27 protein-coding genes are annotated in these 25,863 nt (G+C 71.6%); 11 read left to right on the plus strand and 16 right to left on the minus strand.

Going from position 1 to position 25,863, the window contains the following annotated elements:
- Nucleotides 1-43 precede the first annotated feature (43 nt).
- Nucleotides 44-763: a heparin lyase I family protein gene (locus B072_RS0122795; RefSeq protein WP_018532294.1), complete on the plus strand. Its 720-nt coding sequence runs from the start codon at nucleotides 44-46 to the stop codon at nucleotides 761-763.
- Nucleotides 764-810: 47 nt separating this feature from the next.
- On the opposite strand, the gene B072_RS0122800 is transcribed toward B072_RS0122795, so the two are convergent.
- Genes B072_RS0122800 through B072_RS0122810 form a run of 3 tightly spaced genes read right to left on the minus strand, consistent with a single transcriptional unit; the run spans nucleotide 811 to nucleotide 2,341 of the window.
- Nucleotides 811-1,131, minus strand: a complete 321-nt coding sequence (locus tag B072_RS0122800; RefSeq protein WP_026246182.1) for a hypothetical protein — start codon at nucleotides 1,129-1,131, stop codon at nucleotides 811-813.
- Nucleotides 1,128-1,757: a hypothetical protein gene (locus B072_RS0122805; protein ID WP_018532296.1), complete on the minus strand. Its 630-nt coding sequence runs from the start codon at nucleotides 1,755-1,757 to the stop codon at nucleotides 1,128-1,130. Before B072_RS0122805 ends, B072_RS0122800 begins: the two co-directional genes overlap by 4 nt.
- Entirely contained in the window at nucleotides 1,754-2,341 is a 588-nt protein-coding gene (locus B072_RS0122810) for an RNA polymerase sigma factor (protein ID WP_018532297.1), read from the minus strand. The genes B072_RS0122805 and B072_RS0122810 overlap by 4 nt, the downstream gene beginning before the upstream one ends.
- Nucleotides 2,342-2,883: 542 nt before the next feature.
- On the opposite strand from B072_RS0122810, the gene B072_RS0122815 reads away from it, so the two are divergent.
- From B072_RS0122815 to B072_RS0122835, 5 genes are all read left to right on the plus strand, one after another.
- Nucleotides 2,884-3,393, plus strand: a complete 510-nt coding sequence (locus tag B072_RS0122815) for an Asp23/Gls24 family envelope stress response protein (RefSeq protein WP_018532298.1) — start codon at nucleotides 2,884-2,886, stop codon at nucleotides 3,391-3,393.
- Nucleotides 3,394-3,497: 104 nt separating this feature from the next.
- A complete protein-coding gene (locus tag B072_RS48300) occupies nucleotides 3,498-3,650 on the plus strand; it encodes a hypothetical protein (RefSeq protein ID WP_199791083.1) in 153 nt (50 codons plus the stop codon).
- Nucleotides 3,647-4,579 carry a DUF6286 domain-containing protein gene (locus tag B072_RS43860; protein WP_018532300.1) on the plus strand — a complete coding sequence of 311 codons (933 nt, stop codon included), beginning with the start codon at nucleotides 3,647-3,649 and terminating at the stop codon, nucleotides 4,577-4,579. Before B072_RS48300 ends, B072_RS43860 begins: the two co-directional genes overlap by 4 nt.
- Nucleotides 4,576-5,154, plus strand: a complete 579-nt coding sequence (locus tag B072_RS0122830; RefSeq protein ID WP_018532301.1) for a hypothetical protein — start codon at nucleotides 4,576-4,578, stop codon at nucleotides 5,152-5,154. Before B072_RS43860 ends, B072_RS0122830 begins: the two co-directional genes overlap by 4 nt.
- A 4-nt stretch (nucleotides 5,155-5,158) precedes the next feature.
- Nucleotides 5,159-6,043, plus strand: a complete 885-nt coding sequence (locus B072_RS0122835; protein WP_018532302.1) for a YihY/virulence factor BrkB family protein — start codon at nucleotides 5,159-5,161, stop codon at nucleotides 6,041-6,043.
- Between the two features lie 43 nt (nucleotides 6,044-6,086).
- Here B072_RS0122835 and B072_RS0122840 read toward each other — a convergent pair whose 3' ends face one another.
- Entirely contained in the window at nucleotides 6,087-6,266 is a 180-nt protein-coding gene (locus tag B072_RS0122840; RefSeq protein ID WP_018532303.1) for a hypothetical protein, read from the minus strand.
- Nucleotides 6,267-6,404: 138 nt separating this feature from the next.
- Here B072_RS0122840 and B072_RS48745 point away from each other — a divergent pair, with 138 nt between their 5' ends.
- A complete protein-coding gene (locus B072_RS48745; protein WP_018532304.1) occupies nucleotides 6,405-6,548 on the plus strand; it encodes a hypothetical protein in 144 nt (47 codons plus the stop codon).
- Between the two features lie 34 nt (nucleotides 6,549-6,582).
- Here the strand turns inward: B072_RS48745 and B072_RS0122850 are convergent, their stop codons facing one another.
- The 10 genes from B072_RS0122850 to B072_RS0122895 all read right to left on the minus strand — a co-directional run bounded on the left by B072_RS0122850 (nucleotide 6,583) and on the right by B072_RS0122895 (nucleotide 19,103).
- On the minus strand, nucleotides 6,583-7,581 hold the full coding sequence (locus tag B072_RS0122850; protein ID WP_018532305.1) for a hypothetical protein: 999 nt from the start codon (nucleotides 7,579-7,581) through the stop codon (nucleotides 6,583-6,585).
- 28 nt (nucleotides 7,582-7,609) lie between these two features.
- Complete coding sequence (locus B072_RS0122855; RefSeq protein ID WP_018532306.1) at nucleotides 7,610-8,896, minus strand: TRAP transporter large permease subunit; 1,287 nt, start codon at nucleotides 8,894-8,896, stop codon at nucleotides 7,610-7,612.
- Between the two features lie 10 nt (nucleotides 8,897-8,906).
- Complete coding sequence (locus B072_RS0122860; RefSeq protein WP_018532307.1) at nucleotides 8,907-9,554, minus strand: hypothetical protein; 648 nt, start codon at nucleotides 9,552-9,554, stop codon at nucleotides 8,907-8,909.
- Entirely contained in the window at nucleotides 9,551-11,698 is a 2,148-nt protein-coding gene (locus B072_RS0122865) for a hydantoinase/oxoprolinase family protein (RefSeq protein WP_018532308.1), read from the minus strand. The genes B072_RS0122860 and B072_RS0122865 overlap by 4 nt, the downstream gene beginning before the upstream one ends.
- A 66-nt stretch (nucleotides 11,699-11,764) precedes the next feature.
- A complete protein-coding gene (locus tag B072_RS0122870) occupies nucleotides 11,765-13,393 on the minus strand; it encodes an FAD-dependent oxidoreductase (RefSeq protein ID WP_018532309.1) in 1,629 nt (542 codons plus the stop codon).
- A 95-nt stretch (nucleotides 13,394-13,488) separates the two neighbouring features.
- Nucleotides 13,489-14,556, minus strand: coding sequence for a LacI family DNA-binding transcriptional regulator (locus B072_RS0122875; RefSeq protein ID WP_199791079.1), 1,068 nt, complete (start codon nucleotides 14,554-14,556; stop codon nucleotides 13,489-13,491).
- 227 nt (nucleotides 14,557-14,783) lie between these two features.
- A complete protein-coding gene (locus B072_RS0122880) occupies nucleotides 14,784-16,205 on the minus strand; it encodes a hypothetical protein (protein WP_043244528.1) in 1,422 nt (473 codons plus the stop codon).
- A gap of 102 nt (nucleotides 16,206-16,307) precedes the next feature.
- A complete protein-coding gene (locus tag B072_RS43865) occupies nucleotides 16,308-16,640 on the minus strand; it encodes a nuclear transport factor 2 family protein (protein ID WP_018532312.1) in 333 nt (110 codons plus the stop codon).
- Between the two features lie 16 nt (nucleotides 16,641-16,656).
- On the minus strand, nucleotides 16,657-18,096 hold the full coding sequence (locus B072_RS0122890) for an amidohydrolase family protein (RefSeq protein WP_018532313.1): 1,440 nt from the start codon (nucleotides 18,094-18,096) through the stop codon (nucleotides 16,657-16,659).
- 32 nt (nucleotides 18,097-18,128) lie between these two features.
- Entirely contained in the window at nucleotides 18,129-19,103 is a 975-nt protein-coding gene (locus tag B072_RS0122895; RefSeq protein ID WP_018532314.1) for an amidohydrolase family protein, read from the minus strand.
- Nucleotides 19,104-19,202: 99 nt separating this feature from the next.
- Here B072_RS0122895 and B072_RS0122900 point away from each other — a divergent pair, with 99 nt between their 5' ends.
- Nucleotides 19,203-20,006, plus strand: a complete 804-nt coding sequence (locus tag B072_RS0122900; protein ID WP_051127273.1) for an IclR family transcriptional regulator — start codon at nucleotides 19,203-19,205, stop codon at nucleotides 20,004-20,006.
- Nucleotides 20,007-20,352: 346 nt separating this feature from the next.
- On the opposite strand, the gene B072_RS0122905 is transcribed toward B072_RS0122900, so the two are convergent.
- Complete coding sequence (locus tag B072_RS0122905; RefSeq protein WP_018532316.1) at nucleotides 20,353-21,090, minus strand: hypothetical protein; 738 nt, start codon at nucleotides 21,088-21,090, stop codon at nucleotides 20,353-20,355.
- An 813-nt stretch (nucleotides 21,091-21,903) separates the two neighbouring features.
- Between B072_RS0122905 and B072_RS0122910 the strand changes: the two genes are divergently transcribed.
- Complete coding sequence (locus B072_RS0122910; RefSeq protein WP_018532317.1) at nucleotides 21,904-23,607, plus strand: sulfite oxidase; 1,704 nt, start codon at nucleotides 21,904-21,906, stop codon at nucleotides 23,605-23,607.
- Nucleotides 23,608-23,733: 126 nt separating this feature from the next.
- Here the strand turns inward: B072_RS0122910 and B072_RS0122915 are convergent, their stop codons facing one another.
- Nucleotides 23,734-24,315: a fasciclin domain-containing protein gene (locus tag B072_RS0122915; protein ID WP_018532318.1), complete on the minus strand. Its 582-nt coding sequence runs from the start codon at nucleotides 24,313-24,315 to the stop codon at nucleotides 23,734-23,736.
- A gap of 303 nt (nucleotides 24,316-24,618) precedes the next feature.
- Here B072_RS0122915 and B072_RS45655 point away from each other — a divergent pair, with 303 nt between their 5' ends.
- Both B072_RS45655 and B072_RS43875 read left to right on the plus strand, forming a co-directional pair.
- A complete protein-coding gene (locus tag B072_RS45655; protein WP_018532319.1) occupies nucleotides 24,619-25,029 on the plus strand; it encodes a hypothetical protein in 411 nt (136 codons plus the stop codon).
- A gap of 45 nt (nucleotides 25,030-25,074) precedes the next feature.
- On the plus strand, nucleotides 25,075-25,566 hold the full coding sequence (locus B072_RS43875; protein ID WP_051127270.1) for a DUF4383 domain-containing protein: 492 nt from the start codon (nucleotides 25,075-25,077) through the stop codon (nucleotides 25,564-25,566).
- Nucleotides 25,567-25,863 lie beyond the last annotated feature (297 nt).

Consider the following 25,863-nt stretch of genomic DNA (forward strand, 5'->3'; position numbering starts at 1 on the left):
GGCCCCCGACGCATACCGGCCGACCGATCGAAGAGGTGACCCCATGCACCGCACCCCACTGCGTGCCTGGCTCTGCACAGCCGCCGCCACCGCCTGCGCCACCGTCCTCGCCGCCTCCCCCGCGCAGGCGTCCGTGATCTGGGACGCGGACGCCGCACAAGGCGTCGGCGTCTTCGTGACCACGCTCTGCGACAGCCCGGGAGAGGTCACCACGGGGAACTGGAACGACGGTCACGGAACCTTCTTCAAGTTCAACAAGCCCATCGGATCGCCACGTTGCGAAGCGCACAGCGTCCGCACCGGCTCGGGCGAGTACACCTTCAAGGACGACAGCACGTACTGGTTCGGCTGGGACTCCATGACCAAGACAGGCAACGCGCAGACCGTCTTCCAGTGGAAGTCCAATGGCACCAACGACCAGAACAGCCAGAACTACCCCGTCCTGCTGAAGGTCGAGGACGATCAGCTCAAGGCCTGGTACGTGGCGCCCGGCGAGACCTGGATCTCCATCGGCACCACCCCCTGGACGGCCGGGGAGTGGCACTCCGTCCAACTCGGGATCACCACCGACGCCGGCGGCACGGGAACGCTGTCCGTGTACAAGGACGGCACCGAATTCGCCTCCAGGAGCGGGGCCCGTACCTGGGACGACCTGGGCAACAAGCCTCGTTGGGGCACCTACTTCGGCACCGACGACAGCACCGCCTCCATCAACTGGGTGGCCGGCCTGTCCATGGGCACCGCCCGCTCCGACGTGGACTGACGGGCGGGACGCCGTGTGCCCGGATCAGCCCGTCGTGGCCGGCACCGTCAGACCGCGCCGGTCACGGTGACGGTGATGTCACAGGGCTGGTCCGGCATCAGCTGGGCCAGCTCGCGGGCGATGGCATCGTGGGTGTCGCGGGTGGTGTCGACCGCGCGGGCGTGCGCGTGGATGACGATGTCGGCGCGCACGGTCCAGGTGCCGTCGTCGGCACGGCGGACGTCCAGACCGCCGCGCGGACGAGTCGGTCGTGCGGTGTTCAGAGCGCTGCGCAGGCGGGTGGTGAGATCCGGTTTGAGGAAGGCGACGCCCGGGACCTGTTCGATCACTGTGGCGAGTTGTGCCGCCATGCTCGGCTGTGAGGTCATTCTGTGCCTTCGTCCGCGGTACCGGCTGTACCGATGAGGTCGGTGATGCGGATGTCCACTTCGGCGAGGTCGAACCCGATGCGGGCATCGGTGGCCTGTTCGACTGCGCCGCGTACCTGGTCGGCGAGTTGTTGCAGATCCGGTGTGGTCACCGGCACCGCGATCTCCAGGCGTACCCGGATACCGCTGCCTTCTTGCGCGGTCCGCGTCAGCTTGCAGGAGCCGGCGCGCACGCCGGGGATCCGTTCGGCCGCGGCCCGCACCGTGCGCGCCGCGACCGACTCCATGATCCACATCTGTTGCGGCGGCGCCGTCAGCGGCAAGGGGCGTCCGGGGCGCAGTTCGAGGCGGACGACGTTCATCACCCGCTGCGTGAACGCTTCCGTGTCCGTCGCGTGGTCGGCTTCCTGTCGCTGTTGCTCCTGGTCCGTGAGACCGCGCACCGCGTTCCCGAGGTCCTGGAGTTCGTCGACCGCACGGCGGCAGTGCGGGCAGGCGCGTTGGTGTGCGTCGGTCGTCTCGTCCTCCCACGCCTCCCAGACCTGGGAGAGCGTACGGCCGCAGGGCAGAAGCTCGTCGTCGCGGTCGTCCGGCTCGGGTGTGAACGGATCGGTGCGGCTGCTCATCGCCAGGCCCCCAATGCGGTGGTCAGGGATCGACGGGCCCTGAAGACGCGGGCCCGTACTGCTTGCTCGGTGATGCCGATCGTCTCCGCGATGAACTCGTAGGAGCGTCCGTCGAGTTCTCGGAGTATCCAGCAGGCGCGTTGCTCGGCGGACAGCCGGGACAGGGCCTGTTGCAGGTCACGCATGGCGAAGTGGCCTTCGGCGAGGCGGTCGGGAGCCACCGTGTGGTCGGGAGCCGCCGCCTCGGGTGCGACGTCCAGGGATGCCTGCGGTTTGCGCGACCGCAGAACGTTCAGGCAGCGGTTCGTCACGATTCGGTACATCCAGGTGCCGAAGCCCGCTTCACCACGGAATTCCGGCAGCCGTCGCCATGCGCTGATGAACGCTTCCTGGACGGCGTCCTCTGCGTCGGCGCGGTCGTCCAGCAGGCGTACGGCCAGACGCAGGAGCGCGGGTGCGTGGCGCGCGACCAGTTCGGCGAACGCCTCTTCGTCGCCCTCTTTGGCGCGCACTGTCAGCTGATCGTCGTCGTGCCTGCCCAGAGCACTGGCGGCCACGGCCGGGGTGGCGGGGCTGTCAGCCACGTACAGCTCCTTCCCTCGACATGGGCACTTCCACTGAGCGGAGGGCCGAGTGTGCAGGCGTGTCCCCTGCCCGCGCAAATCCGATCACCTCGAACGAGGGGCGTCACAACGGTGGCGGTCGTGTGTCGAAGCGAGCGAGGGCACGGCACCGGGCACATCCACGGAGAGGTTCATGGCGACCAGCAGGCGAACGTGCGGGATCAGCACCAGGACTCGGCAACTCTGGCCGGGCATGGTCGGTGCCCCTCTGGGGCTGTTCGTCGCCGGGATGGCGCTGCCGGGTGCGGGGGTGTGGGTGGACGCTCCGGCGGCAGGCGTCTTCGGCGTGCTCGGCGGAGTGATCGCGCTCGCGCCCCGGTCCGAGAGATTTCATCCGCCTATGTGCCGCTGTTCAGGGCACTTCGGTGGGAAAGGCCCCGCCTCGCCCGGGTCGCCGAATCGGTCCGGGAAAGGTGCGTAACAACCGCCGCTCGGTGGGGTCCAACTGACCAGATGCGTCGACGCGCCGTGCTTCAACGGCGCCGAATCCAGGAGATGTCGATATGACGACCCAGCAGGTAGCACCGTCCCAGCCGACCTCGTCCCCCGTGACGTCCAAGCTTCCCGGGGCGACGACCGAGGTGAGCCAGGGGCGTTCGGGTGTGGACGAGCCGGCTTCGACGCGGGGCAAGACCTCCATCGCGGACGTGGTCGTGGTGAAGATCGCGGGGATGGCCGCTCGTGAGATCCCGGGCGTGCACGACATGGGCGGCGGCCTGTCGCGCACCATCGGCGCGGTGCGCGAGCGCATTCCCGGTGGCAGGGCCAACGTGGGTCGCGGGGTGAAGGTCGAGGTGGGAGAGCGGCAGACCGCCATCGACATCGACCTCATCGTCGAGTACGGCGTTCCGATCATGGAGGTGACCGCGGACGTCCGCGAGAACGTCGTGTCGGCGGTCGAGCGGATCAGCGGTCTCGAGGTGGTGGAGGTCAACATCACCGTCAACGACGTGTACCTGCCCGATGACGACGAAGCCGGTGCCGGTGCCGGTACCGAGTCCCGCGTCGCCTGACGAGACGTGACGGTCGGGCCGTTCGCCCGAGCACGCAGGCCCGCGGTGGGCCCAGGAGTGGAGGTGCGCAGGTGAGTCTTGCGTTTCAAGGGATGGTGGCCGGCATGGCGCTGGCTTTCGCCGGCTGGTTCGGCGGGTTCGGAGCGTTCCTGCTCGTCGCCGCACTCGGCGCCATCGGCTGCGCCGTCGGCGTCTGGCTGGAGAGCGGCGGCGGCCTGGACGAGGTGCCCGTCCTGTTCTCGCGGGGCAGGCGGTGACCGTTCCCTCCCCCGCGCGGGGCACCACCGTCATCTCCGAAAAGGCTGTGCGCAAGGTGGTCCAGCGGGCCGCCGCCGAGGCCGTCGATGAGCCCGCCCGTGCCGTCGGCGCGTCCGCGGCGGTCGCCGGGCGACGCGTGACGGCGGACGTACGGGTGCCGTTGCCCTATCCCGCGCACCTGTCGGACGAGACCCGTCGCCTGCGGGAGCATGTGCTTGAACGTGCCCGTACGTTGACGGGGTTGCAGATGTCCACGGTGCGGGTGGCGGTGACCCGCTTGACCCAGACGGCCGCACCCGTCGACCCCGCGCCATCGGCGGAGGCGCACGCGGCCGGTCCGCGCCGTTGGTGGTCGCAACGTCGTCGTCCGACCGGCCTCGTGCTCGCCCTGGCAGCGGGCATCGCTCTGGCGGTCACCGTCGATGTCTTCCGCGTGCATCTGGCCGGGGCGCGGCCCGCGGCCTGGCGGCGCTCCACCGTCGACTGGCTCTCCGACCACGGGCCGGGCGACCTCTCCGTGACCCTCGCCGGGACCGGCTGCGCGCTGTGCGGCCTCTGGCTGTTCGTGCTCGCCCTGACCCCCGGCCGCCGTCGGCAGCTGACACTCGCCGCGGGCAGCCAGGACTGGAGCGCGGCGATCGACCGTTCCGCCGTGGCCTCGCTGCTGCGTGACGCGGTGCACGACGTGCCCGGCACCCAGAACGTCAGGGTCCGCGCCGGCCGTCGGCGGGTCACCGTCCGCGGTGAGATCGCCTTCGGCGACTGCGAGGGGGCGCGTGCCCAGGCGCGGGAGACCGCAGCGAGGACGCTGGCCGACTGCGGTCTGCACCGACCGCCGCGCCTGCGGATCACCTTGCGGCCCGCCGCCGTCTGGCAGCCACCCGCACCCCGGGACACAGCGCCGGCGCCCGCGGAGGCAGCGGCATGAGCCGGCAGCCGCGCAGCGCGGTGAACCGCTGGTTCCTCGGCACGAGCGGCCTGGTCCTTCTCGCCGCGGGAGTCTGGCTGTGCGGTGCGGCGGGCCGGCTGTCCGGTCACCTGCCGTCGTGGTGGCCGGTCCCCCGGGGTGCCCTGCTCGACCGCAGTCGCCTGGGCGAACTGCGCGACCATGCCTGGTGGACACCTGCCGTGCTGACGCTCACCGCGGTCCTCACGACGGCCCTCGTCCTGGGCCTGCTCGCTCAGCTGTCCGTGCGGCGTCCGTCCCGGCTCGCCCTGGCCGCCCCGGACAGCCATCTGCGCGGCGCCGCCCTCGCGGACACCCTGCGACGGCGGACGGAGACGGTCGACGGTGTGGCGCGCTGCCGTGTCCGCATGGCACGGCACCGAGGCCGGATCCACATCGCCCAGCACGTCCGGATCGAGCCCGGCAGCAGCCCGCGCGCGGTCCTGCGCTCCTTGTCCGACGTCATCACAGAAGCCCGGAACGCAGTTGCGCCCCATACCCTCACCGTTCAGGTCCGCGTCCGCTCGACCGCCCATCGAGCCCCCCATGTCCACTGATCCGATGAGGGTGCCCGCCGGGCCCGCGGCACGCCACCGGGCCGGGCTGCTGCCGCGTACCTGGTGGCCCGCCCTGCGCCGTACTCCGCTGTCGCTGTGGAACGACGACATCACCGACTACGCCGCGGCGCTCACCTACTACGCGACCCTCGCGGTCCTGCCCGGACTTCTCGTCACCGTCGCCGCGTTCGGCCTGATCAGCCCCGGCACCGCGCAGTCCCTCATCGAGGACGTGACCGCGTACGCACCGGGCCAGGCGGGCAACCAACTGCACGACCTGCTCACCCGCATGCTCCGGGAGAACTCCAGCGCCTGGACCATCATCGCCACGGGGCTGGCGAGCGCGATCTGGTCGTCCTGCAGCTATCTCGCGGTCTGCCGCCGCGCCCTGCACCGCATGCACCGGGTACCCGACCGTCGTACGCCCCTGTCCCGGGCCCACAGCACGGTGCTGACCGCGTTCGCCCTGCTCACCCTTCTCCTGCTGACCGCGCTGGTCCTCGTCCTCAGCCGCCCCTTCGCGGAGGGCATCGGGCGCGCCCTCCATCTCGATGCGACCGTCGCCCTGGCCTGGTCGGTGGCGCGCTGGCCGCTGCTCCTCACCCTCGTCGTCCTGCTCGTGTCCACGGTCTTCCGCAACGGTCCCGCTGGCGCGTCCGCGCGGCACCGCACGCTGCCCGGTGGGGTGCTCGCCGCCGTATTGTGGCTGGTCGCCACGGGCGGCTTCACCCTCTACACCTCCGTACTCAGCTCCTACAGCCGCCTGTACGGATCGCTCGCCGGCACCATCGTGTTCCTCATCTGGCTGTGGCTGTCCAACCTCGCGCTGCTCACCGGCGCGCAGTTCACCGCGGAACTCGGCAGGACCGAAGCCGCGGCGGAGCGGTGACACGGCCCGCCTCCCCCTTTCAGGCCGCGTCCGCAGGGACGGTTCAGCGTCGGCGCGACGTCCGGGTACGCGTCCAGCCGCCGGCGCCCGCCAGATGAAGGGCCAGCGCGGTGAGGCCGAGCAGCATGACGTTCACGGAGGAGAAGACGTCGTTCGTCGAGATGTCGGCGGCGTTGATCAGGAACGCCACGAAGAACAGAACGGCGGCGGCTATCGCGAACATGGGGACTCCCGCTGGTTGTTGAGGTGGTTGTCCTCGTCCGAGTGCCCTCTTTTGTGTTCCGTACGGCTCTCCGGGTAGACGCGATGCGAACGGCGCCGCGATGAGGCGGCAGTCACCGAACGACATCGTGGAGGCGTCATGGCCGGCATTCTCGACCGGATCAAGCAGTACAGCCGCAGCCCGCAGGGCCGGCGCACCATAGCGACGGCACGCCGCACGGCCGCGGACCCGCGCAACCGGGCCAAGGCCCGCGCGTGGATCGGGCGGCTGCGCCGCCGCTGAACGCGGTCAGCGGCGGCGCCTTCGGGTTCGGGGCTCAGCCCCGCGCCACGGCGATGGCCCCCGACAGCCTCTCCCCCGCTTCGAACACCATGTACGGGACCCCGCCGTCGGTGCCGAAGCTCGGGGAGGCCGCTCGGCCGTTCTCGGGGGCTGTGCTGCGGGAGTCGTAGAAGACACCCAGGTGATCGCGGCGGGAGAAGTCGTTGCCGACCTCCGTGATCAGGATGTTGCCGCCGCTCTCCTTGTCGGTGTTGTAGACCACGTACGTGGTGCCGTCGCGGCTGAGCAGGTGCGGGCCGCCGACGTTCACGGCGCCCACCGCCGCGTGGTCGATCAGCGGCTTCGGATCCACTTCCCACGTTCTGCCGTCCGGCGACCAGCCCCAGCAGATGTCGCGGTGGTTCGTCGTGTTGTTGCGCATGAAGACGATCACGTACTTCGCGCCGCGGGCCGGCAGGTCGTGGCGGAAGACCCGGGCGTACGACGTCTCCGTGGCGCCCGCCGGCAGCATCGCCGTGGTCAACACCTCTGTGTCGTAGGTGAACCGGACGCCGTCGCGGGAGCGGGCCAGCCTCGTCGTCGTGTTCTCCCCGTGGAAGTAGAGCCAGAACTCCCGCTTCTCCTCGTGCCACATCACGTGCGGCGACGACACATGGCTCACCGAGTAGTGCGGGGACCAGGTGTTCGACACGATCGGGTTGTCCGGGTACTCGGTGAACGGGCCCTCCAGCGAGTCCCCGTAGGCCAGGCAGATGCCGCCGGGTGCGTCGTGGGGCGCGTAGTAGAGGTAGTAGCGGCCCAGCGGGTCGGCCAGCTTGTCGTAGACCCCTCGGACGCACGGGAAGATGATCTCGTCCGTGGGGTTGTACTTCAGGTCCTGCGGGCGCAGGAGGGTGCCCCGGTACGTGTAGTCCGGGAAGCCGCCCGGCGCCGCCGCGACGGCGGTCCCGGCGGCCGCGCCGGGTCCGCCCAGGGCGAGCAGGGCTCCGGAGACGGTCGCGGTCCGCAGCAGAGTGCGACGATCGATGGCCATGCGGGTGACTCCTTCACGTGAGGGGTGGTCAGAGGTGGTTCGCGGCCGTGACGCACATGCCGCCCAGGCACACCGCCCAGACGTAGGGCATCGTCCGCAGCATCACCTGCTGCGGGCTCACGCCCGAGTACTGCGCCGCCCACACCGTCTGGGTGCTCGTCGGGTCGGCGACGCCGAAGACCTGGTTGTACGAGGTGGTCAGGCCGAGGACCGCGACCGCCGGGTAGATGCCGGCGGCGATCAGTACGCCGGCGATGCCGGCGCCCAGGCCGTAGACGTTCAGCGGGCCGCGGTACAGGCACAGCGGCGCCAGCAGGGTGAAGACCAGGACGAAGACGACCGGGTGGTGCGGGGTGACCGCCTTCACCAGCGGCTCCAGGGCGCTGACGGATTCGGGCAGTTTCACCGCCGCGAGCAGGATGCCGATCGCGACGAAGAGCACGATCGGCGGCGCCGCCACCTCGAACGCCGCGTACAGCGTGCGCAGCATCCGCTTGTTCATCTCGCGTGGCTTCGTCGTGGTGACGAGCGCGAAGAGCACGCCGGCGAGCAGCGACGGAATGATGGCCAACTCGAAGCCCAGCGCCAGGATCAGGGGCACCGCGGGGGCGAGGAGGGCGTACCAGGGCGCGTCGCCGAGCCGCACGGACCGCTTGGGCTTCGCCTTCGGTTCCGCGGCCGATGTCAGCGACCAGGCGTGTTCGACTCCCTTTCTGCGGGTCTCGATCAGTACGTACGCCACGGCCGCCACCAGCGCGAACGGGAACAGCTTCAGCATGAAGCCCTTCACCGTGTCGATCGGCAGGTCGAGCGCGGTCGAGAAGAACTGCCAGATCGGCAGCTCGAACGGCACGCCCACGGAGATGCCCATGAGGATGGTCCCGGCCGCCGTCACCTTCGGTACGCCGACCGCGATCATCGCGGGGATGCCGATGATGCCGGCCAGCATCGCGGCGGGCGCGGAGCCGGTGACGGTGCCGACCAGTGCGGAGACGGCGAGGACGCCGAGGGCCACGATCGTCGGCCGGTCGCCGCCGAATTCGACGATCTTGCGGACCAGGGTGCCGGCGATGCCGGTCTCCTCCAGGAGCTTGCCGAGCCAGGAGCCCATCAGCACCGCGAGCATGGTGGCCGCGAGCATCACCGACCCCTCCTGGAGCACGGTGTCGACGATGCTGTTCTTGCCGGTGAACGGAGCGCCGGTGACCGCCGCGATGGCCACTCCGACGAGGACGAGCGCGAAGGCCGTGGGCAGTTTGCGGGTGAGGATGAGGCCGACCCCGGCCAGCATGAGCAGGAGGATCACGATTCCCATGGAACGGGCCTCAGTTCTCTTGTCGGAGCCCGGCGGCGCAGGCCACCGCGGCGGTAAGCAGCAAGGGGGTGCGGGGCAGGCCGAGCACGGCCTGGGCGGCGGCGTGCGCGGCCACTTCCTCGGCGCCGGCGACGTGGGCGGGCCGACGCAGCACGGTGTGGCCGACGCGCTTCTTCAGTTCGGTGCGCAGCGCCCGGTCGTGGTGCAGAGAATCGTGCGCCTCCTCGTGCGCGATCGCCGCGGACCGGGCGGTGCCGGGCGGGAACCACGCCTGCCAGCCGAGGAGTTGGACGACGTCCTCGGCGAGGGCGAGGGTGTCGGTGAACAGTTCCACGGTGGGGACGGGGCGGCTGAGGTAGCGGGCGAGGAGAAGCCGATCGGGGTCGAGGCCGCCCGTGCGCTCACGCACCACCACGTCCCTCGCATCCCTGACCGGCCCGAGCGCGACGGCCATGTCCGTGCCGAAGCCGGTGGCGGCCGCGGCCCAGCGGCGCAGCACCGCCGGATCGCGTCCCTCGTGCGTCGGTGTGTTCGCCAGCAGCCGTACGCCGAAGTCGAGAAGGTCGAGGTCGGCCAACTCCGCGCCCTTGGAGCGCAGTTCGGACCGCTGTGCTGCGTCGAGCCGGTCGAGGGGGCCCGTCCGGGCGACGGCTCTCATGCCCGTACCTCCACGACCGCCACCACCGGTTCGTCCGCCGCTCGCGAGCGCAGTTCGCTGCGCGCCAGGGCAAGGAGCGGTTCGGCCTCGAGCACGCCGGACAGGTCCGCGATCCGCGAGCCGAGCAGGAGGCGCAGGGCGGGGGCGCGGACGCCGCCGTCGCCGTAGGACGTGGACTGCGCCACGAGTCGGGAGAGCAGCTCGGGTGCCTGGGAGACGGTGGTGGTGGCGACCTTCGCGTCGGTCGCGTGCAGCCGGACCACCCCGTCGGTGTCCAGCACCCGCACCGGGTGCAGGGGTTTACGGAAGCGGCGGCGGCGTTCGGTCCCGTACACGGTGTGCGCGGGTGTGGCCGCGAGTATCTCGACCGCGGACTGGGGTGCCTTGAGGCTGGCGGCGGCCGCGGCGAGGCGTTCGGCGTCGTCGGTGCGGTGCGCCCGGTCCTGGGTGCGCAGTTCGGTGGCGCCGGTGGCGATGGCGCGCACGGTGTTGGTCTGCGGGTCGACCGTCACCTCGACCTCGACGGCGGCGGGTGAGGCGCCCTGGTGGACGACGGCGGCCTCGGCCTCGTTGCGTACACCGAGGATCTGTTCCTGCGTGGCGCCCGGGATGATCCGCTCGATCTGCTCGCGGACGAGCGCGAGGGCGACACCGATCGGGCTGATCACCTCGGCGTTGGCGGCGATGCGGCCGGTCAGGCCCGTCACCGCGGCCAGGTGCGGGGTGACCGCGGCCGCGCCGCCGCCTCCGCCGATGAGGACGGTGGCGTCGGTGTCGAGCCGGTAGTCGCCGATCATGGCGTCGACGGTCTTGCGCACCTCGGCGACGCCCGCGTCGAGGACCTGGGCGGCCGCGCCCGCGACGTCCGTGCCGAGTGCGTCGGCGAGGGGCTGCAGCGCCAGGCGTGCCGAGGTGGGGTCGCAGGCGGCGAAGTCGCCTTCCGGGACGCGGCCGAGGGCGTTGGCCGCGCAGGTCATCGTCACCGCGTAGCGGCCACCGGGGGTGTCGAGAACGGCGTAGTCGGCCGGGTCGCCGTGCAGCGGGCTGACGGTGATGAGCTTCGCGTCGGCCAGTTCGTCCGGGGTCGCGTAACAGGCGTACGGCAGCCCGGCGATGTGGGCGCTGCGCGGTCCGGCCGCGGTGACCTTGCCGGCGTCGACGCGCACCATGGAGCCGCCGCCGACGCCCACGGTGCGCACGTCCAGCGCGGAGAGGTACGACGGCTTGCCGAGGATGGTGGCGTGCCGGACGGCGACCTTGCCGCGACGGATGACACTGATGTCGGTGGAGGTGCCGCCGGTCTCCAGGAACACGCCCTCGCTGACGCGTTCGCGCATGAGCGCGCCTGCCACTCCGGCCGCGGGCCCGGAGAGCACGGTCAGGAGCGGGCGACGGCGCATCTCGTCGAGGGACATCACGCCGCCGTCGCAGCGCATCACCATCAGCGGCGCGGTGACCCCTGCGGCGGCGATGCTGGAGTCGACGAGGTCGGCGGTGGCCAGCATCTTCGGCAGGATGGCGGCGTTGACGACGGCGGTACGGGTGCGCTTGCGCAGCCCGTACAGCGAGGTGATCCGGTGCGCGGCGGTCAGCGGCAGGCCGGAGTCGGCGGCGACCGCGAGGACGGCCTCCTCGCCCTCGGGCATGTCCACGCTGAACGGCTCGCTGGCGACCAGTACTTCGGCGCCCTGCGCCCGCACCTGTTCCACCGCCGTGCGTACCGCGGCCGTGTCGTCCGGGTCGGCTATGTGGGCGTAGTGCAGCGGCAGCCGCTTGCCGGGGGTGAGTTCCAGGTGTGCCAGGCCCGCGAGGCGGCGGGTGGGGACCGCGCCGGGGCCGGTGCCGATGCCGAGCAGGCCGACCGTGGCGACGTCGCCCTCCAGCAGGGCGTTGGTCGCCTGGGTGGTGCCATGGGCGAGGAAGGCGACGTCCTCGGCGGCGCAGCCGGTCTCCTTCAGGAGGCGGTCCAGCGCGGTCACGATGCCGTACGCGACACCGTCCTCGTGGTGGTGGCTGGTGGGCACCTTGACCTGGCCGACGAGCTCCAGGGTGGCGGAGTCGACGGCGACGGCATCGGTGAACGTCCCGCCGACGTCGATGCCGACGCGGATGCGGTGCTCCTTCGTTGCTCTCTGTGTGGTCATTGCTCAGGACACCTCCTTGTGTCGTAGGCAGAGCTGAGAGGTACGAGAGGTACGGGGCGGTGCTGTTCAGTAGCCGCGGACGTCGGGCCAGTGCCGCTGTACGCCGGCCCGGTCCAGGACCCGGGTGAACTCCTCGAGTCGCTTGTCCTCGGCCTGGACCTGGTGCGGCTGCACGCCCTCCTCCAGGCAGTGCGCGGCGAGTGCGCCGGCCACCTCGCCGGCGTTCCACTCCACGGGGTGCAGCCGGAAGCAGCCGTTGGTGATGTGGGTGGTGCCGAGGTTCTTGCCTGCGGGCAGCAGGTTGCGCACGCGGCGTGGGACGAGTGCGCCGAGGGGGATCTCGAACGGCACCGAGCCGATGTCGATGTAGTTGTCGCCGCCGGTGGAGGGATGCAGGTCGATGCGGTAGTTGCCGACGCCGACGGAGTCGCGGTGCTTGGTGCCTCCGTACGGGCCGACGAGGTCGATGGCCACGTCGTGCTCGGTGACGGTGGTGACGGCCTGGATGCGCCGGGCCTCGCGGACGTAGGGCGCCTTGGCGAGGCCGTCGTCGGTGCCGGTGACGTCGGGGCGCAGCTTCAGGCCGGGGAAGCCGGTGTCGCCGTCGGGGCGCGGGGCCTCGGTCTGCAGCCAGTACAGGACGGACAGCGACAGCTGCCTGGCCTCGGCGACGGCCTGCGCGGCCGTCTCCTCGCCCGCGCCGATCAGGGGCTTGAGCCAGTAGTCGTTCAGCGGCCAGTTGACGAGGGTGATGTCGGAGTCGAAGGCGCCGGGCCGGTGCAGCTTGCGGGCCAGGATGCGGCGGAAGCCGAACAGTTCCTTGTCGCCGGCGTCCGCGCTCTGGTCGGCGCTGACGTCGAGCGGGTCGACGGCCGGGTTGGGTTCGAAGGTGCGCGGCACGGCTTCGAGGGAGCGCGGGTCGGGGGCCATGAAGCCGAGGAGCGGGCCGGGCCAGAAGTCCGGCCGGTAGGAGCGCCAGAAGTCGTAGTCGGCGGGCCGGTCGATGGTGTGGTTCTCGCCCTCGTGGTGGGAGAGCGCGAAGCAGACCGTGATGCCTTGTTGGTTGAGCGGGTCGGCGGTCTCGGGGGCGTGCGGCTCGTCGTGGGTGCTGCGGGCCTCGGCGCCGAGCGTGTGCTCCACGCCCGCGAGTTCCAGCAGTTCCCCGGTCTCGGTGGCGTCGATGACGTAGCGGGCGGCGATGGTGTGCCGGGCTCCGTCGCGTACGTCCTCCACGGTCACGGCCCGCACGAGGTCGCCGTCGGTGTCGGCGGCGACCGGCCGCCGTTCGGTCAGGACGGTGAGGCGGCCGGCGGCGCGGTGCGGGGCGAGCATCGCCTCCAGGACGGCGAGGGCGACGCGCGGCTCGTGGCAGAGCTTGCTGACCCGGCCGGCGCCGGGGTTGAGCTGCGGCAGGGCGAGGGCCTCGGCGCGCAGCGGATACCACTGGCGGTAGTAGGCGCGGATTCCCTCGCGCAGGGCCCGGTAGGTGGCGGTGGTGCCGAACTGCTCCACCCACGGGTGCTCGTCCGGCGGCACCGCCTGGGAGGTGAGCTGACCGCCGATCCAGTCGGTCTCCTCGGTGAGCACGGCGCTTCGGCCGGCCCGGCAGGCGGCGAGGGCGGCGGCCACGCCGCCCAGCCCGCCGCCCACGATGAGGACGTCGGTCTCGGCCGGAAGGGCAGGGGAAATGGGCATACGGGCATGACTCCTTGTGCGGTGGTACGTCTCGTACGGGGAGGAAGGCGTGCTGCGGATCGGGCTGCGGGCGGCCTGGGGTGCGCCGCGCGGGGTCAGGTGTGTGCGGGCGGCGGTCCCGCGGTTTCGCCCGGCCGGAAGGCACAGGCGACCAGGGGCTCCGCGCCGTGCCGTTCGCTGAGCAGGGAGGTGAGCAGGCGGACGGCGGCGGCGCCGAGTTCGGCGCCCGGCACGGCGAATCCGGTGGGTTCCTGTCGGCCGGGTCCGGTCAGATCGGCGGGAGGTGAGCCGAGCAGGGCGAGCGAGAGGTCGCGGGGCGCGGTCAGTCCGGCGGCCGCCACCGCCGCGTCGAGGGCGCGCCAGGCGGCGCCGGTGTCGGTCTCCTCGGCGACGAAGGCGGTGACGCCCTCGGAGCGCCGGGCCCGCACCCAGTCGGCGGTGATGTCCGTGGCCGGGTGGGAGCTGCGCAGGACGCCGCCGTGGACGCCCGCCGCCGCGGCCGCCTCGCGGAAACCCTGTTCGCGGTCGGTGGACGCGGGGGCGGTGTCGTTCTCGCGGACGTAGGCGATGCGGCGGTGGCCCAGGCCGGTCAGGTGGTGCACCACGTCGGCTGCCGCGGCCACGTAGTCGGCGCCGACCCAGGCGAGTTCGGCCAGTTCGTCGCGGCGGCCTAGGTGCACCGCCGGGTAGCCGTGTTCGACGAGCTTGCGCAGTTCGTCGGCGGGGATGTGGCGGCCGAGAAACAGGCAGCCGTCGGCGAGCCGGACCCGGTCGAGCGCGCCGGGTTCGGCGGCCCGGCGGCCGGCGCTGGAGCCGGTGAAGAGGACCAGGTCGTAGCCCTGGGCGGCGGCCTCCTGTTCGATGCCGACGAGGAACGGATAGTAGGAGTGCTCGACGGCGGTGGGGAAGGTCTTGGTGAAGCTGTAGACGCCGAGCAGGTTGTTGCGCGCGGAGGCGAGTCGGCTGGCGGCCGGGTCCGGGACGTAACCGAGTTCCCGGGCAGCCTGCAGTACCCGGCGACGAGTGTCCTCGTGCAGCGCGATGCCCTGCTTGTTCCCGCCGAGCACCAACGACACCGTCGTCTGCGACACCCCGGCCAGCCGGGCCACCTCGGCCTGGCGCGGGCGGCCACGACGGGCCCGTACAGGTTGATTTCCAGCCATGCGCGATCTCCCTCGCTAATACGCATTAGCCGGAGAGAGGCACGTACGGCTCAGGGGCTAATGCGGATTAGCAAGCACTCTGCGGCCGCCGCGACCGGACCGTCAAGACACCGTGAATGGCTAATAGCTGACTAATTTTTCGCAGCTGGGGCGGGGTGGGTCAGGCTCTCGGCCGACGGGACGAGACGGCTGCGGACCGGCGGCTCCGAACCGGGGAGCCTCGGGCCTCAACCAGCTATCCCCGCCTCCCACTTGACGCGTCGCAGCGCTTCGGGGCCGAACAGATGCCGGGTCCGCTCGAGCAGCTCCTCGACCTCCGCGTCACCGCGCGGTGCGTCTGCCGTCGGGCGCCAGCGCCGTACGCACTGACCGGCCCAGAAGCGCAGCTTCGGGTCCGGGTCGTGGAGCAACTCGGCTGCGGCGCGCAGGGCTTCGGTTCCGCCGCGTGCGTCGAGGAGGCGGAACGCGCCGAGCCTGATGTGCCGTGCGCGTTCGGCGTCGAGGTGTTCCAGCAGCCAGTCGGCGGGCAGTGCCCGCGCCGACGGCAGCAGAGCGATCACCGTCTCCCGCACCACGGCGGAGGCCGGGTCGTCGAGCAGCGGTCTCAGCAGCTGGGTGGTCGCGCACTCCAGTTCCCGAAGGCCTGCCACGGCGCGGGCCCGCACTCCGGCTGCGGGGTGGACGAGCAGGGGCCGGAGCAGCGCGGCATCCGCGCGGTCGCCGCACTCGGCGAGGCCGATGACCGCACCGGGCCGCAGCGCGGCATCGTCCGGCGCCGCCACCTGCTGCCGGTACCAGCGCACCGGGTCGATTCCGTCCGTGCGCAGGACGTACCGGGCGCAGGCGCGCACCAGCCCGGAGCGGTCGCCGAGGTACCCGACGGCCTGCTGGGTCCGTCCCGCCGACCGCAGGGCCGTGACACCGGCCGCGCGGGTGCGCGGGTTGCGTGCGGACAGGAGCAGCGGGAGCACGACATCGAACGACCTGTCGTGCCGCAGAGCGGCGAGCGCCGCCGTCGCGCACACGTCCTGGACCGCGGGATCCGTGTCGTGAGCGGCAGTCTGCGCCAGTTCGGCGAGGCTCAACAGCCCACGGTCGACAGCGAACCGGTGGGCGAAGCGCCGCACCGAACGGTCCGGGGCGGCGAGCAGCGGAGCGAGGTCGTCGCGCGACGCCCCGCGCAGCGATGCCTCGATCGTCTCGACACCGAAGCCACCCCGGTCGCGGCGCCCGACCTGCAGGGCCAACGGCGTGAGGCGGACTGCCGCCTCCGGTCCCAGCACCCCGCGCAGCAGCGACCGCGCCCGCTCCCGCACCGGAGCGGCCCAGTCGGCACAACGGATCACGATCAGCGGAAGGAGAGCGGGATGCCCGACCGCCCACTCCAGTGCTTCCTGCCGGATGCGGCCGTCGCGATGGCACAGGGCCAGCGCGAGCCGGGCCTCATCGGCCTGCCCCAGCGCGGCGGGCAACGGGGCGAGTCGCTCCCACCTCGTCAGGTACCGCGCGGCGTACCAGAACCGCTCCCGCACACCTTCGTCCAGCGCGAGCCAGTCGCCCGGCTCCGCGACGGCGAGCACGCTGTCGAGCGGCGCCCCTCCCGCTAGCCGCACAGCGGCCTGCGCCCCGTCCACAACGTCCTGCGGCATGTCCACCCCTCGATCCGGCGCCCGGGCCGATCATCGCAAGGTCACCGGGCGCGGGACCACCTGGTTTCCACCGGCCTGCCCCGGGTCAGCCGTGGAGCCACTTCAGCGTGTCGGCGTAGAACGCCTGTGTCCGGTCAGGTCGACGGTGACTCCGTCGACGACGGTGCGGATCTCGATGCCCGCCGGTGTCTCGGCGAAGGCGCGGTCCCCGGCGATGTGCACGGTGGGCGGGGAGAGCCGGTGCACGCTCGCGTCGCCGCGGCCCGCCATCGCCTCGGATGCGGCGACGAAGCCCGGGCCGTCGCCCCGGTACCAGCTCAGGGTCACGGTCGAGTCGGGCCGGTAGCAGTCGCGCATCCGGTCCCACCAGCCGCGGTCGCGGCCCCGCCGCTCGCGCAGCACGGTCTGGGTGACGAGGTCGATGTCCGTCGTCATCGTGGTGCTCCCTGCTTCAGTGGACGGTCCCGGCCGTGGCCAGGCGGTCTTTCATGCGGGTCAGTTCGGGGGCGGGGTAGTGGCGGCCCGCGCGGACCACACCGGCCACGGAGTGCAGGTGCGCCGCGTCCGTCACCGGGTCGGCGGCGAGGAGGACCAGGTCGGCGGCGCGTCCCGGCTCGACCGTGCCCATCGTGTCCGTCGTGCCCAGGAACTCGGCGGCGTCCAGGGTGAGCATCCGCAGCAGGCGCAGCGGTGCGAGGCCCGCCTCGGCCAGCAGGTCGATCTCGTCGTGGAGGGCCGCGCCGGGGACGACCCAGACCGCTCCGGAGGAGTCGGTGCCGACCAGCATCCGCACGCCCGCGGCGTCGAACACCCGGGCCATCTCGTACTCGTGGCGATGGGACGCGGCGAGGACGGCGCGCTGTTCGGGCGTGAACCGCTTGGTGAACCGCCTGGCCGCGCCGTGCCAGGTCTTGCGGGTGGCCGGGGCCATGAAACGCAGGTCCGGGTCGGCGGCGAAGCCGGGGACGTCGCAGAGTTTGCTGGTCTTCTGGCGGATCAGGGTGGGGACGTGCCAGGTGCCGTCCTGGGCGAACCGGTCGGCGAGGGCGCGGGTGCGCTCCTGCGCGTACGTGCGTACGGCCTGGTCCACGAGGGCGATGTCCTCGGGCTTGTTGAGGGCGACGGGGTTGAGCACGACCCGTTTCATGACGGCCTCGACGGCCTTGTCCACGACCCGGTCCATGAACGGCAGTCTGACCTTCGGCAGGTTCAGCCGCTGCCGGGCGCCCGCGGCCTCCTGGATCGCGTGTTCCTCGGTGGAGCAGCAGGCCAGGACGCCGAGTCCGGAGCCGAAGTGCTCGATCGACTTCATGCCGATGCGGGAGGCCTTCAGCACGTCGATGCCGCCGGGCAGGTGGCCGACGATGGGGATGCCGAGGCGCAGCGCCTCGGCCTGTGCGTCGAAGAAGCGCTCCTTGGTCATCGCGGCGGACTTGACGAAGTCGGCGCCCGCGGCGGCCTGTTCGCGTACGGTCGCGGCGGCCTCGTCGGCCGTGGCCGTGTTCAGCATCGTCAGGAGGGGGCCGGGCAGCGCGAGCAGTGCCGGGGACGCCTCGGGCAGGGCGAGGGTGCCGGCGGCGCGGGCGCGCAGCAGGTCGAGGTCGCCGTGCATCTGGCGGAAGCCGGTGATGCCGTGGGCCAGCATGAGTTCGAGGGTGGCGCTCGGCTCGCCGCGTCCCAGGGGGTGGGCGTGCATGTCGTTGTAGCCGGGGACGACGTAGTGGTCGTGGGCGTCGACCGTCGTGGTCCCGTCGGGGGCGCCGAGGCCGCGGCCGACGGCCGTGATCGTGCCGTCCTGGACCAGGACGTCGGTTCCGGGGCTGCGGGTGCCGTCGCGGGTGTCGACGACGGTCGCGGAGCGCAGGAGGAGCGGTGCGGGGCGGGTGGGCATCAGGTTCCCTTTCGTGTTCCTCGGCCGCGGACTCAGGACGCCGGGGGCGTGAACAGACGGTCGGCGTTGCGCGTGGTGAGGTCGCGCCAGGTCTCACCGCCGGCGGGCCGCACGGCCTTGTCCACGGAGTCGACCTGGGCGAGGACGGCCTCGGCAGGCGTCCAGCAGTAGTCGCTGCCGTACAGCAGGCGCTCGGTGCCGAACGCCGCGTCGAGCGCGGGGACCTGGCGGGGGAAGGGGGTGCCGGCCATGTCGTACCAGAGGCGGCCGAGCTGTTCGACGGTGCTCGGCCCGTCCGTGGCCGCGCCGCCGATCGCCGCACCGCCGAGCAGCGGGCGGAACAGCTCGATGCGGTCGGCGAGCAGCGGGAGTGCGCCGCCGCCGTGGGTGAGGATCCAGCGGATGTCCGGGTGGCGGGCGAGGACGCCGCTCAGCAGGAGGTCGCTCGCGGCGCGGGCCGTGTCGAAGAGGAACTCCAGCATCGGGCGGGGGCGGCCCAGGCTCACGTCGTCGGCGTGCGGGGGCGAGGTGGGGTGGACGAAGACGATGGCGCGGCGCCGGTCGAGCTCCGCCCACAGCGGGGCGAACGACGCGTCGCCCAGGTAGCGGCCGTGGTGGTTGGTCTCGACGGCGACGCCGTCGGCGCCGAGTTCGTCGAGCGCGTACGCCGCCTCCGCGAGGGCGCCGTCGACGTCGGGCAGCGGGAGGGACGCGAAGTGGCCGAACCGGTCGGGGTGAGTGGCCCGGACGTGCGCGCCGAACGTGTTCACCTCGCGGGCGAGGGCGCGGGCGGCCTGGTCGTCGCCGAAGTGGACGCCGGGGGACGACACGGAGAGAACGGCCTTCGTGATGCCGGTGCGCTCCATGAGGTCGAGCTGCCGCTCGACGCTCCAGTCGGGCCAGCCCGGCATGCCGTCGGGGTGGTCGATGCCCGCGGCGCGGGCCGCGGCGATGTAGCCGTCGGTGACGAAGTGGGCGTGGACGTCGACGAGTCCGGTGCTGCTCATGCGGTCTCCCTGCTGGTGGACGGCGGTGCGGGTGCCTGTGGATGCCGGGTACATCTGCCACCGTAGGAAGACGGCCGTAGGCTGGCACTGGTGATGCCGATGAATGGAACAGCGGTTTCCGACGGTGGCGGCGCGGCCCGTCGTGGTGGCCGTCCCGCCGAGGGCCAGCCGGTGATCGACCGGGCGTTCGCGCTGCTCGGCACGTTCGACCACGAGCACCGTGCGCAGACTCTCGCCGAGCTCGCGCGGCGTGGCGGTGTCCCGCGCAGTTCCGCGTTGCGGCTCGCGCGGTCGCTGATGCGGGCGGGTGCGCTGGAGCGGCTGGAGGACGGCCGGTTCGTCGTGGGGCTGCGCCTCCTGGAGACGGCGTCGCTCGCGCCGCGCGGGCACGGGCTGCGGGCGGTGGCGATGCCGTTCATGGAGGATCTGTTCCACGTGACCCGCCAGCATGTGCTGCTCGCGGTCCGCGACGAGGGCGAGGCGCTGCTGGTCGAACGGCTCTCGGCGCTCGACGCGAGCCCGGTCAGCTACCGGGTGGGCGGCCGGGTGCCCCTGACCTCGACCGGCGTCGGCCTGGTGCTGCTCGCCTTCGCCCCGGCCGGGGTGCAGGAGGAGACCATCGCCGCCTTCCGTTCCGAGCAGGGCGCCGACGGCCTCGACTCCCCCGACGACCTGCGGCGCTTCCTCGCGGATGTGCGCCGAAGGGACTACGCCACGGGAGCGCAGAGCGAGCCGTGGCGGCTGAGCACCGTGGCCGCCCCGGTCCGCGACGGCCATGACGTGGTCGCGGCCCTGTCGGTGGTGGCACCCAGCACCGGCTTCCCGGACGCCGGGTACGGGCCGGCGGTCCGGGCGACGGCACGCGCGGTGTCACGACGGCTCGCGGAGGACGCGGGGCGGTGACGGTGTGGCGGGGGGTGCGAGCGTCGCCCCGGTCGGCCGTGGCGGCGCTCATTCGGGTGCCCGGCGCGTGTCATCCCGAGTCACTCCGTGCAGTAGGCGACGAGCCGGAGGGGCCGATGCCGGACGGCGGGCGGGCCGGAGGGGCCGATGCCGGACGGCGGGCGGGATGGGCGCTGGGTGGCCGGTCGGTGAAATCGAGACACTGCCCACTCAGGGGTCGGTGACAGCGCGCGATCCCGATGGGCGTCCTGTCGAGGTTCAAGTCCGTCGCCCACGCATCGCATCGCCGTCACCGACCACTGGCCAACCGGCTACCTCGACTTTCGGAACACGCTCCGGCTCAACCTCACTTGAGGTGCCGGGCGAAGAAGCGCGCCCCTGTCTCCAGCTCGAACTGCGGAACGCCGGTGTGGCCGCCGAGGTTGGCGTGCAGGGTCTTCTCCTTGGAGCCGAAGGCGTCGAACAGGTTCAGGGACGCCTGCCGGTCGTTGCCTTCGTCGTCCCACTGCAGCAGGACGTGCAGCGGAATGGTGACCTGGCGGGCCTCCTCGAACATGGCGGCGGGCACGAGACTCCCTGCGAAGAATCCGGCGGCCACGATGCGCGGCTCGACGGCCGCGAGGCGGACGCCGATGGAGATCACTCCTCCCTCGTAGCCGACCGGGCCCCCGATCTCGGGCAGCGACTGGAGGTCGTCGAGGGCGGCCTGCCATTCCGGGACCGCTTTGTCGACGAGCGGGAGGATGAGAGCGTCGATGAGGTCGCCACCGACCGGATCGCCGGCCTGCATCGCCCGCCGCAGGTCGGCGCGGGCCTGCTCGGCGGCGGGCCAACGGGGCCGGTCACCGCTCCCGGGGAGCTCGATGGTGGCCGCGGCGAAGCCGTACTCCGCGGCGTAGTACCGGGCCCGCCCCGCCAGCCGGGGGTACATCTTGCGCAGTCCGAGCGGCGGGTGGCCGATCAGGATCAGTGGCGCCGGCGCGGATGCGGGCGCGGGCGTCCACAGGATGCCGGGGATCTCACCGAGGGTGAATTCGCGTTCGAGGACACCGTCGTCGAGACGCTGTTCAGAAGTGAAGTGCATGGTCGTGCCTTTCGGGAGTGCCCATGAACGGCGCTCCCGGACGACCTATCGCCCGACCGTGACTCCGGAGGAGAGCACCCATGTCGATACTGCGTTCACGGGTACCACCTCCTCGTTCTCTCGCACGGCCTGCGAAAACGTAGCAGTGGTGGCGGTGGACGGCCAAACGATTTCCGGCACGGATTCCGTGGCCGGCAGGTGGGCCCCCGGGTCCTTCGGTTCCTGCCGGCTCAGCGCCCGCTCACGGAGGGGAGCTCCCACTGTCCGGTGGGCGGGGACGGTCCTGGGGGACGTCCCGGATCGCGGCCAGTACGGCGTCGCGCAGGGCGGCCGAAGGCGCCACCTCCTGCGGGCGGCCGTCGGTGTCCCGGTACGCAGCGGGCTTCAGCCCTATGTGCCGGTCGGGTGCCTTGCCACAGATGTGGCGCCGGCCAGGTGTCTGTCGCGTCGCGTTCACGGTGCACCACCGTGGTAGCCAGCTGCCAGCGGAGCGGAGCACATCGCGTGGCCTCACCGCACTCCCCCAATTCTCGGCCGAGGACCTGTCGTTGACGGCGAGGGCTGGTTGCGGCGCCCGCCGGTGTCGCCGGTAATCCGTTGACCTGTCCCGTGGGGCTTGGTCGTCGTGCGTGTTCTCACTCCATCGCACGTATCCGTCCGTGCGGGCGCCGCCGATCAGAGGAACGGGCGGGGGACGTACGGCCCTGCCGCACGGTGCGGCGCGAGGCGGGTTGGTAGTGCTGCCAGCGGTATCTCGTACCCCGATGGCGTGAACGACCAATCCGAACGCGGCGCAAGGACGGATTCCCGAACATGGACGACAACGCAACCCCCACGCCGCTGCGCGGCATCAAACGCCTGTCCCTGGGTGCCCTGAGCGGTCTCCTGGCCGGATACGCGGCCATCGCGGTGGCCGAGCTGGTGTCCGCCGCCGTGCGGCCCGAATCCGGTCCGGTCATCGCGGTCGGCGGGGCCGCCATCGACCGGACCCCGCCCGCCGTCAAGGACTGGGCGATCCGGCAGTTCGGCACGAACGACAAGCTCGTGCTGCAGCTCGGCATTCTCGCCGTTCTCACCGTGCTCGCCCTGGTCCTGGGGATGCTGGCCACGCGCTGGCGTCTGATCGGTTCGCTCGGCGTGCTGGCCTTCGGCGTGGTCGGAGCACTGGCCGCCACCGGTCGGCCCGACTCCACCAGCGTCTCCGACGCGCTGCCCTCCGTCGTCGGCGCCGTCGTCGGCGCGGGCCTGCTGTACTGGCTCATCGGACGCCTCGGACACTCCGCCGCGTCAACAGCCGCCCCCACGGATGCCGACGCCGACCCGGCAGTCACGGACACGGGGGTCGACACTCCCGAGTCCGAGCCGGCGACGGCGTCCGGCACAGCCGGTTCGGGCGAGTCGGGTGGGTCGGGCTCGGGTGCGTCGGGCTGGGACCGGCGCGGATTCATCCTCGCCGCCACCGCCGCCGCCGCGGCATCGACCGGTGCGGGTCTCGCGGGCCGGGCACTGAACGGCTCACAAGGCCAGAGCGCCGTCGCCTCCCGCAGCGACGTGGTCCTGCCCGCAGCGTCGTCCGCCGCGGCACCCGTACCGCGCGGCGCCGCCCTGCGGATCAAGGGCATCAGCCCGTTCATGACTCCGAACAGCGACTTCTACCGCGTCGACACCGCGTTGGTCGTGCCCAAGGTCGACGCCACCACCTGGAAACTCCGCATCCACGGCCAGGGCGTCGACCGCGAACTGACCCTCTCCTTCGACGACTTGCTGAAGATGCCGCTCATCGAGCGGAACATCACCCTGACCTGCGTCTCCAACGAAGTCGGCGGCCCCTACGTCGGCAACGCCCGCTGGATCGGCGTCCGCCTCGCCGACCTGCTCAAGCAGTGCGGCGTCAAGCCCCCGTCGCAGGGTGGCCCCGCCGACCAACTCGTCGCCCGGTCGGTCGACGGGATGACCATCGGCAGCCCCGTCGAGGACGTCATGGACGGCCGCGACGCCATGCTCGCCGTCGGGATGAACGGCCGGCCGCTGCCCTTCGAGCACGGCTTCCCCGTCCGCATGGTGGTGCCCGGCCTGTACGGCTACGTATCGGCCTGCAAGTGGATCCAGGACATCGAGCTCACCACGTTCGACGCCTACGACACCTACTGGGTCAAGCGCGACTGGGCGCAGAAGGCCCCCATCAAGACCGAGTCCCGCATCGACACCCCCAAGCCCTTCGGCCGCCCGAAGGCCGGCACCGTGATGGTCGCCGGAGTCGCCTGGGCCCAGCACCGCGGGATCAAGAAGGTCGAGGTGCGCGTCGACGACGGGCCGTGGGAAGAGGCCCGTCTCGCCACCCAGGACACACGGGACACCTGGCGTCAGTGGTCGTACCCCTGGCAGGCCACCAAGGGCGGCCACACCCTCACGGTCCGGGCCACCGACGGCACGGGCGAGACCCAGACCGAGAAGCGCACCCCGACCATCCCCGACGGCGCCTCCGGCTGGCACTCGGTGGTCGTCACCGTCGACTGAGAGGCAGAGCGATCGTCCTGGATCCGCCCAGCGCTGACATTCGCTCCGGTGCGGCGGCTTCGCCGCACGGGTGCTGGGGTTGCCCGGCCGCTGCCGTGCAACCCCAGCAGTCCTTCGTGATGCGGGTCAGCTCTTGGGCATGAGGACGGTGTCGATGATGTGAACGGTGGCGTTCGAGGTCTGCACGTCGCCGCAGACGATGTTCGCGCTGTCGTTGACCTTGTACTTGTCGCCGGAGCCGGACGTGCTGAGCGTGCTGCCCTCCAGCGACTTGAAGTCGCCGTCGGCCAGTTTGTCCTTCGTGACCTTCTCGCCCACCACGTGATAGGTGAGGATCTTCGTCAGCTGGGCCTTGTCACCCAGGACCTTGTCCAGGTCGGCCTTCGGGATCTTCGCGAACGCCTCGTTGGTCGGCGCGAAGACCGTGACGTCCTTCGCGTTGTTCAGCGTGTCCACCAGACCGGCCTTCTTCACCGCGGTGACCAGTGTCGACAGGTCCGGGTTGTGGGAGGCGGCCGTGGCCACCGGGTCCTTGGCCATGCCGTCGAACGAGCCCGCTCCGTCCTTGGGCACCGACGAGCACGCGGACCCGAACGGTTCGGTCATGTCATCGGCCGAGGCCGTCGGCGCCAGCACCGCCAGCGAGAACGGGAGTGCGAGAGCCGCCGTCCCGACCAGGGTGCGGGTGCCGATGCGATGTGTGTTCATGATGAACCCTCCGACGGCGGGCACCGTTGCCCGCCAGGACCCCGAGCGGCCCTTGAAGGCCGGTGAGGGACGCGGACCACCGGATCGGTGGGTCTGCTGCACGCCCTTCAGTAGGGAATTCGCAGCCGCTACCGGTCGAGATTGGTCTATATCGCACTTTTCTTCTCATTACGGCAATCCGAGGCGGACCCTGTGCCGGATTCCCGGTGAGGGGCGCGGCTCGACCGCCGTGGCATCGACACACACCGTTGACCGTCGACAACCGGGATGCAGGGGACAGGGGGCGAGGAGAAGGAGCCCGCGATGATCCGCATGAAGGCCCGTGCCGGAATCTGTGCCGTGGTCCTGACGGGGGCCTGCGCCGCCACCGGCGCGGCAGCCGGCGGCGCCCAGGCATCGGAGGGGAGCCCACAGTCCTGGCAGGAGAGCTGGGAGCCCTGGGAGCCCAGCTCGTCCCCGTACGGAGACACCGATCACGACCACGCCGCACCGGCCGTGGTGACCGCACGGACCGAGGTCTACGTCCGCGACGCCCCGACCACCCACGCGAAGGCCACCGCCACGCTGCCGCCCGGGGCCCACATCCGGCTCTTTTGCGAGACCACCGGCGAACGCACCGACGGCACGTCGACCTGGTACTTCGACAACGACGCGCACGGCTGGATCAGCGCCGCCCACGTCCGGCCCACCGCCTGGCAAACGGCGAGCTGCTGACCCCCACCGTCACTCATGCTTCAGGGGGGCGAAGGAGACACCGTCATGGCCACTGTTCATGCTCGTCCGCGCCACGTGACGCTTGACGACCATCTCCCCCTCGATCACCGTCTCGGCCGGGTCTACCGTCTGAGCGCCGCCGTCATGGGAATCTTCCTGCTGGCCTTCGGCGTCCTGGGACTCATCCACCGGATCGGCTTCTTCGACACCGGCGCCAACACCGCGCTGGGCCTGAACACCAACGGAGCGCTGAGCGTCCTGTCCGTCGTCGTGGGGGCGATCCTGCTGGCCGCCGCGGTCCGGGGCGGCAACACCGCCTCCACCGTGAACATGGTGCTCGGAATCGCCTTCCTGCTGGCCGGCTTCGCGTTCCTGTTCGCCCTCGACAGCAGCTACAACTTTCTCAACTTCCGCATGCAGAACGTCCTGTTCAGCTTCGCCGTCGGACTCCTCCTCATGACCGGCGGCATGTACGGACGTGTCAGCGGAGGCCTCCCCCACGACAACCCGTACTGGCGCTCCCGGCACGAGAGCTGAGGCGTTCCGCTGCCTCGTCCCGAGAGCGCCCATCAACGGAAGCGGAATGGTCCTGGTTCACTCATTCGTGTTCAGGACCAATCCGCACGGCGCCTCGTACCGGATTCCCGGCGATGGAGGCAGATGGCCTTCACAGTTCTGATCGCTGAGGGATTGTCATGCAGACTCGAGTCCGTCGTGTTGCCGTTGTCGTCGCTGCCGCCGCCATGCTGCCGCTGGCCCTGACCGCCTGCTCCGACAGCGACTCCAAGGACAAGGCCTCCGACACCGCGTCGTCCGCCGCGTCGAAGGGGTCGG

Origin of the sequence: Streptomyces sp. HmicA12, from assembly GCF_000373565.1 — a bacterium.
GTDB lineage: Bacteria > Actinomycetota > Actinomycetes > Streptomycetales > Streptomycetaceae > Streptomyces.

Bases quoted from the DNA above. Each gene is read 5' to 3' on its own strand.
- B072_RS0122880 (WP_043244528.1), bottom strand. From the start codon at position 16,205: ATGCCGCAGGACGTTGTGGACGGGGCGCAGGCCGCTGTGCGGCTAGCG.
- B072_RS0122795 (WP_018532294.1), top strand. From the start codon at position 44: ATGCACCGCACCCCACTGCGTGCCTGGCTCTGCACAGCCGCCGCCACC.
- B072_RS0122805 (WP_018532296.1), bottom strand. From the start codon at position 1,757: ATGAGCAGCCGCACCGATCCGTTCACACCCGAGCCGGACGACCGCGAC.
- B072_RS0122915 (WP_018532318.1), bottom strand. From the start codon at position 24,315: ATGAACACACATCGCATCGGCACCCGCACCCTGGTCGGGACGGCGGCT.
- B072_RS0122860 (WP_018532307.1), bottom strand. From the start codon at position 9,554: ATGAGAGCCGTCGCCCGGACGGGCCCCCTCGACCGGCTCGACGCAGCA.
- B072_RS48745 (WP_018532304.1), top strand. From the start codon at position 6,405: ATGGCCGGCATTCTCGACCGGATCAAGCAGTACAGCCGCAGCCCGCAG.
- B072_RS0122865 (WP_018532308.1), bottom strand. From the start codon at position 11,698: ATGACCACACAGAGAGCAACGAAGGAGCACCGCATCCGCGTCGGCATC.
- B072_RS0122855 (WP_018532306.1), bottom strand. From the start codon at position 8,896: ATGGGAATCGTGATCCTCCTGCTCATGCTGGCCGGGGTCGGCCTCATC.
- B072_RS0122830 (WP_018532301.1), top strand. From the start codon at position 4,576: ATGAGCCGGCAGCCGCGCAGCGCGGTGAACCGCTGGTTCCTCGGCACG.
- B072_RS0122815 (WP_018532298.1), top strand. From the start codon at position 2,884: ATGACGACCCAGCAGGTAGCACCGTCCCAGCCGACCTCGTCCCCCGTG.
- B072_RS0122870 (WP_018532309.1), bottom strand. From the start codon at position 13,393: ATGCCCATTTCCCCTGCCCTTCCGGCCGAGACCGACGTCCTCATCGTG.
- B072_RS0122840 (WP_018532303.1), bottom strand. From the start codon at position 6,266: ATGTTCGCGATAGCCGCCGCCGTTCTGTTCTTCGTGGCGTTCCTGATC.
- B072_RS43875 (WP_051127270.1), top strand. From the start codon at position 25,075: ATGGCCACTGTTCATGCTCGTCCGCGCCACGTGACGCTTGACGACCAT.
- B072_RS0122800 (WP_026246182.1), bottom strand. From the start codon at position 1,131: ATGACCTCACAGCCGAGCATGGCGGCACAACTCGCCACAGTGATCGAA.
- B072_RS0122910 (WP_018532317.1), top strand. From the start codon at position 21,904: ATGGACGACAACGCAACCCCCACGCCGCTGCGCGGCATCAAACGCCTG.
- B072_RS48300 (WP_199791083.1), top strand. From the start codon at position 3,498: ATGGCGCTGGCTTTCGCCGGCTGGTTCGGCGGGTTCGGAGCGTTCCTG.
- B072_RS0122900 (WP_051127273.1), top strand. From the start codon at position 19,203: ATGAATGGAACAGCGGTTTCCGACGGTGGCGGCGCGGCCCGTCGTGGT.
- B072_RS0122850 (WP_018532305.1), bottom strand. From the start codon at position 7,581: ATGGCCATCGATCGTCGCACTCTGCTGCGGACCGCGACCGTCTCCGGA.
- B072_RS45655 (WP_018532319.1), top strand. From the start codon at position 24,619: ATGATCCGCATGAAGGCCCGTGCCGGAATCTGTGCCGTGGTCCTGACG.
- B072_RS0122875 (WP_199791079.1), bottom strand. From the start codon at position 14,556: ATGGCTGGAAATCAACCTGTACGGGCCCGTCGTGGCCGCCCGCGCCAG.
- B072_RS0122890 (WP_018532313.1), bottom strand. From the start codon at position 18,096: ATGCCCACCCGCCCCGCACCGCTCCTCCTGCGCTCCGCGACCGTCGTC.
- B072_RS0122835 (WP_018532302.1), top strand. From the start codon at position 5,159: ATGAGGGTGCCCGCCGGGCCCGCGGCACGCCACCGGGCCGGGCTGCTG.
- B072_RS0122895 (WP_018532314.1), bottom strand. From the start codon at position 19,103: ATGAGCAGCACCGGACTCGTCGACGTCCACGCCCACTTCGTCACCGAC.
- B072_RS43865 (WP_018532312.1), bottom strand. From the start codon at position 16,640: ATGACGACGGACATCGACCTCGTCACCCAGACCGTGCTGCGCGAGCGG.
- B072_RS0122905 (WP_018532316.1), bottom strand. From the start codon at position 21,090: ATGCACTTCACTTCTGAACAGCGTCTCGACGACGGTGTCCTCGAACGC.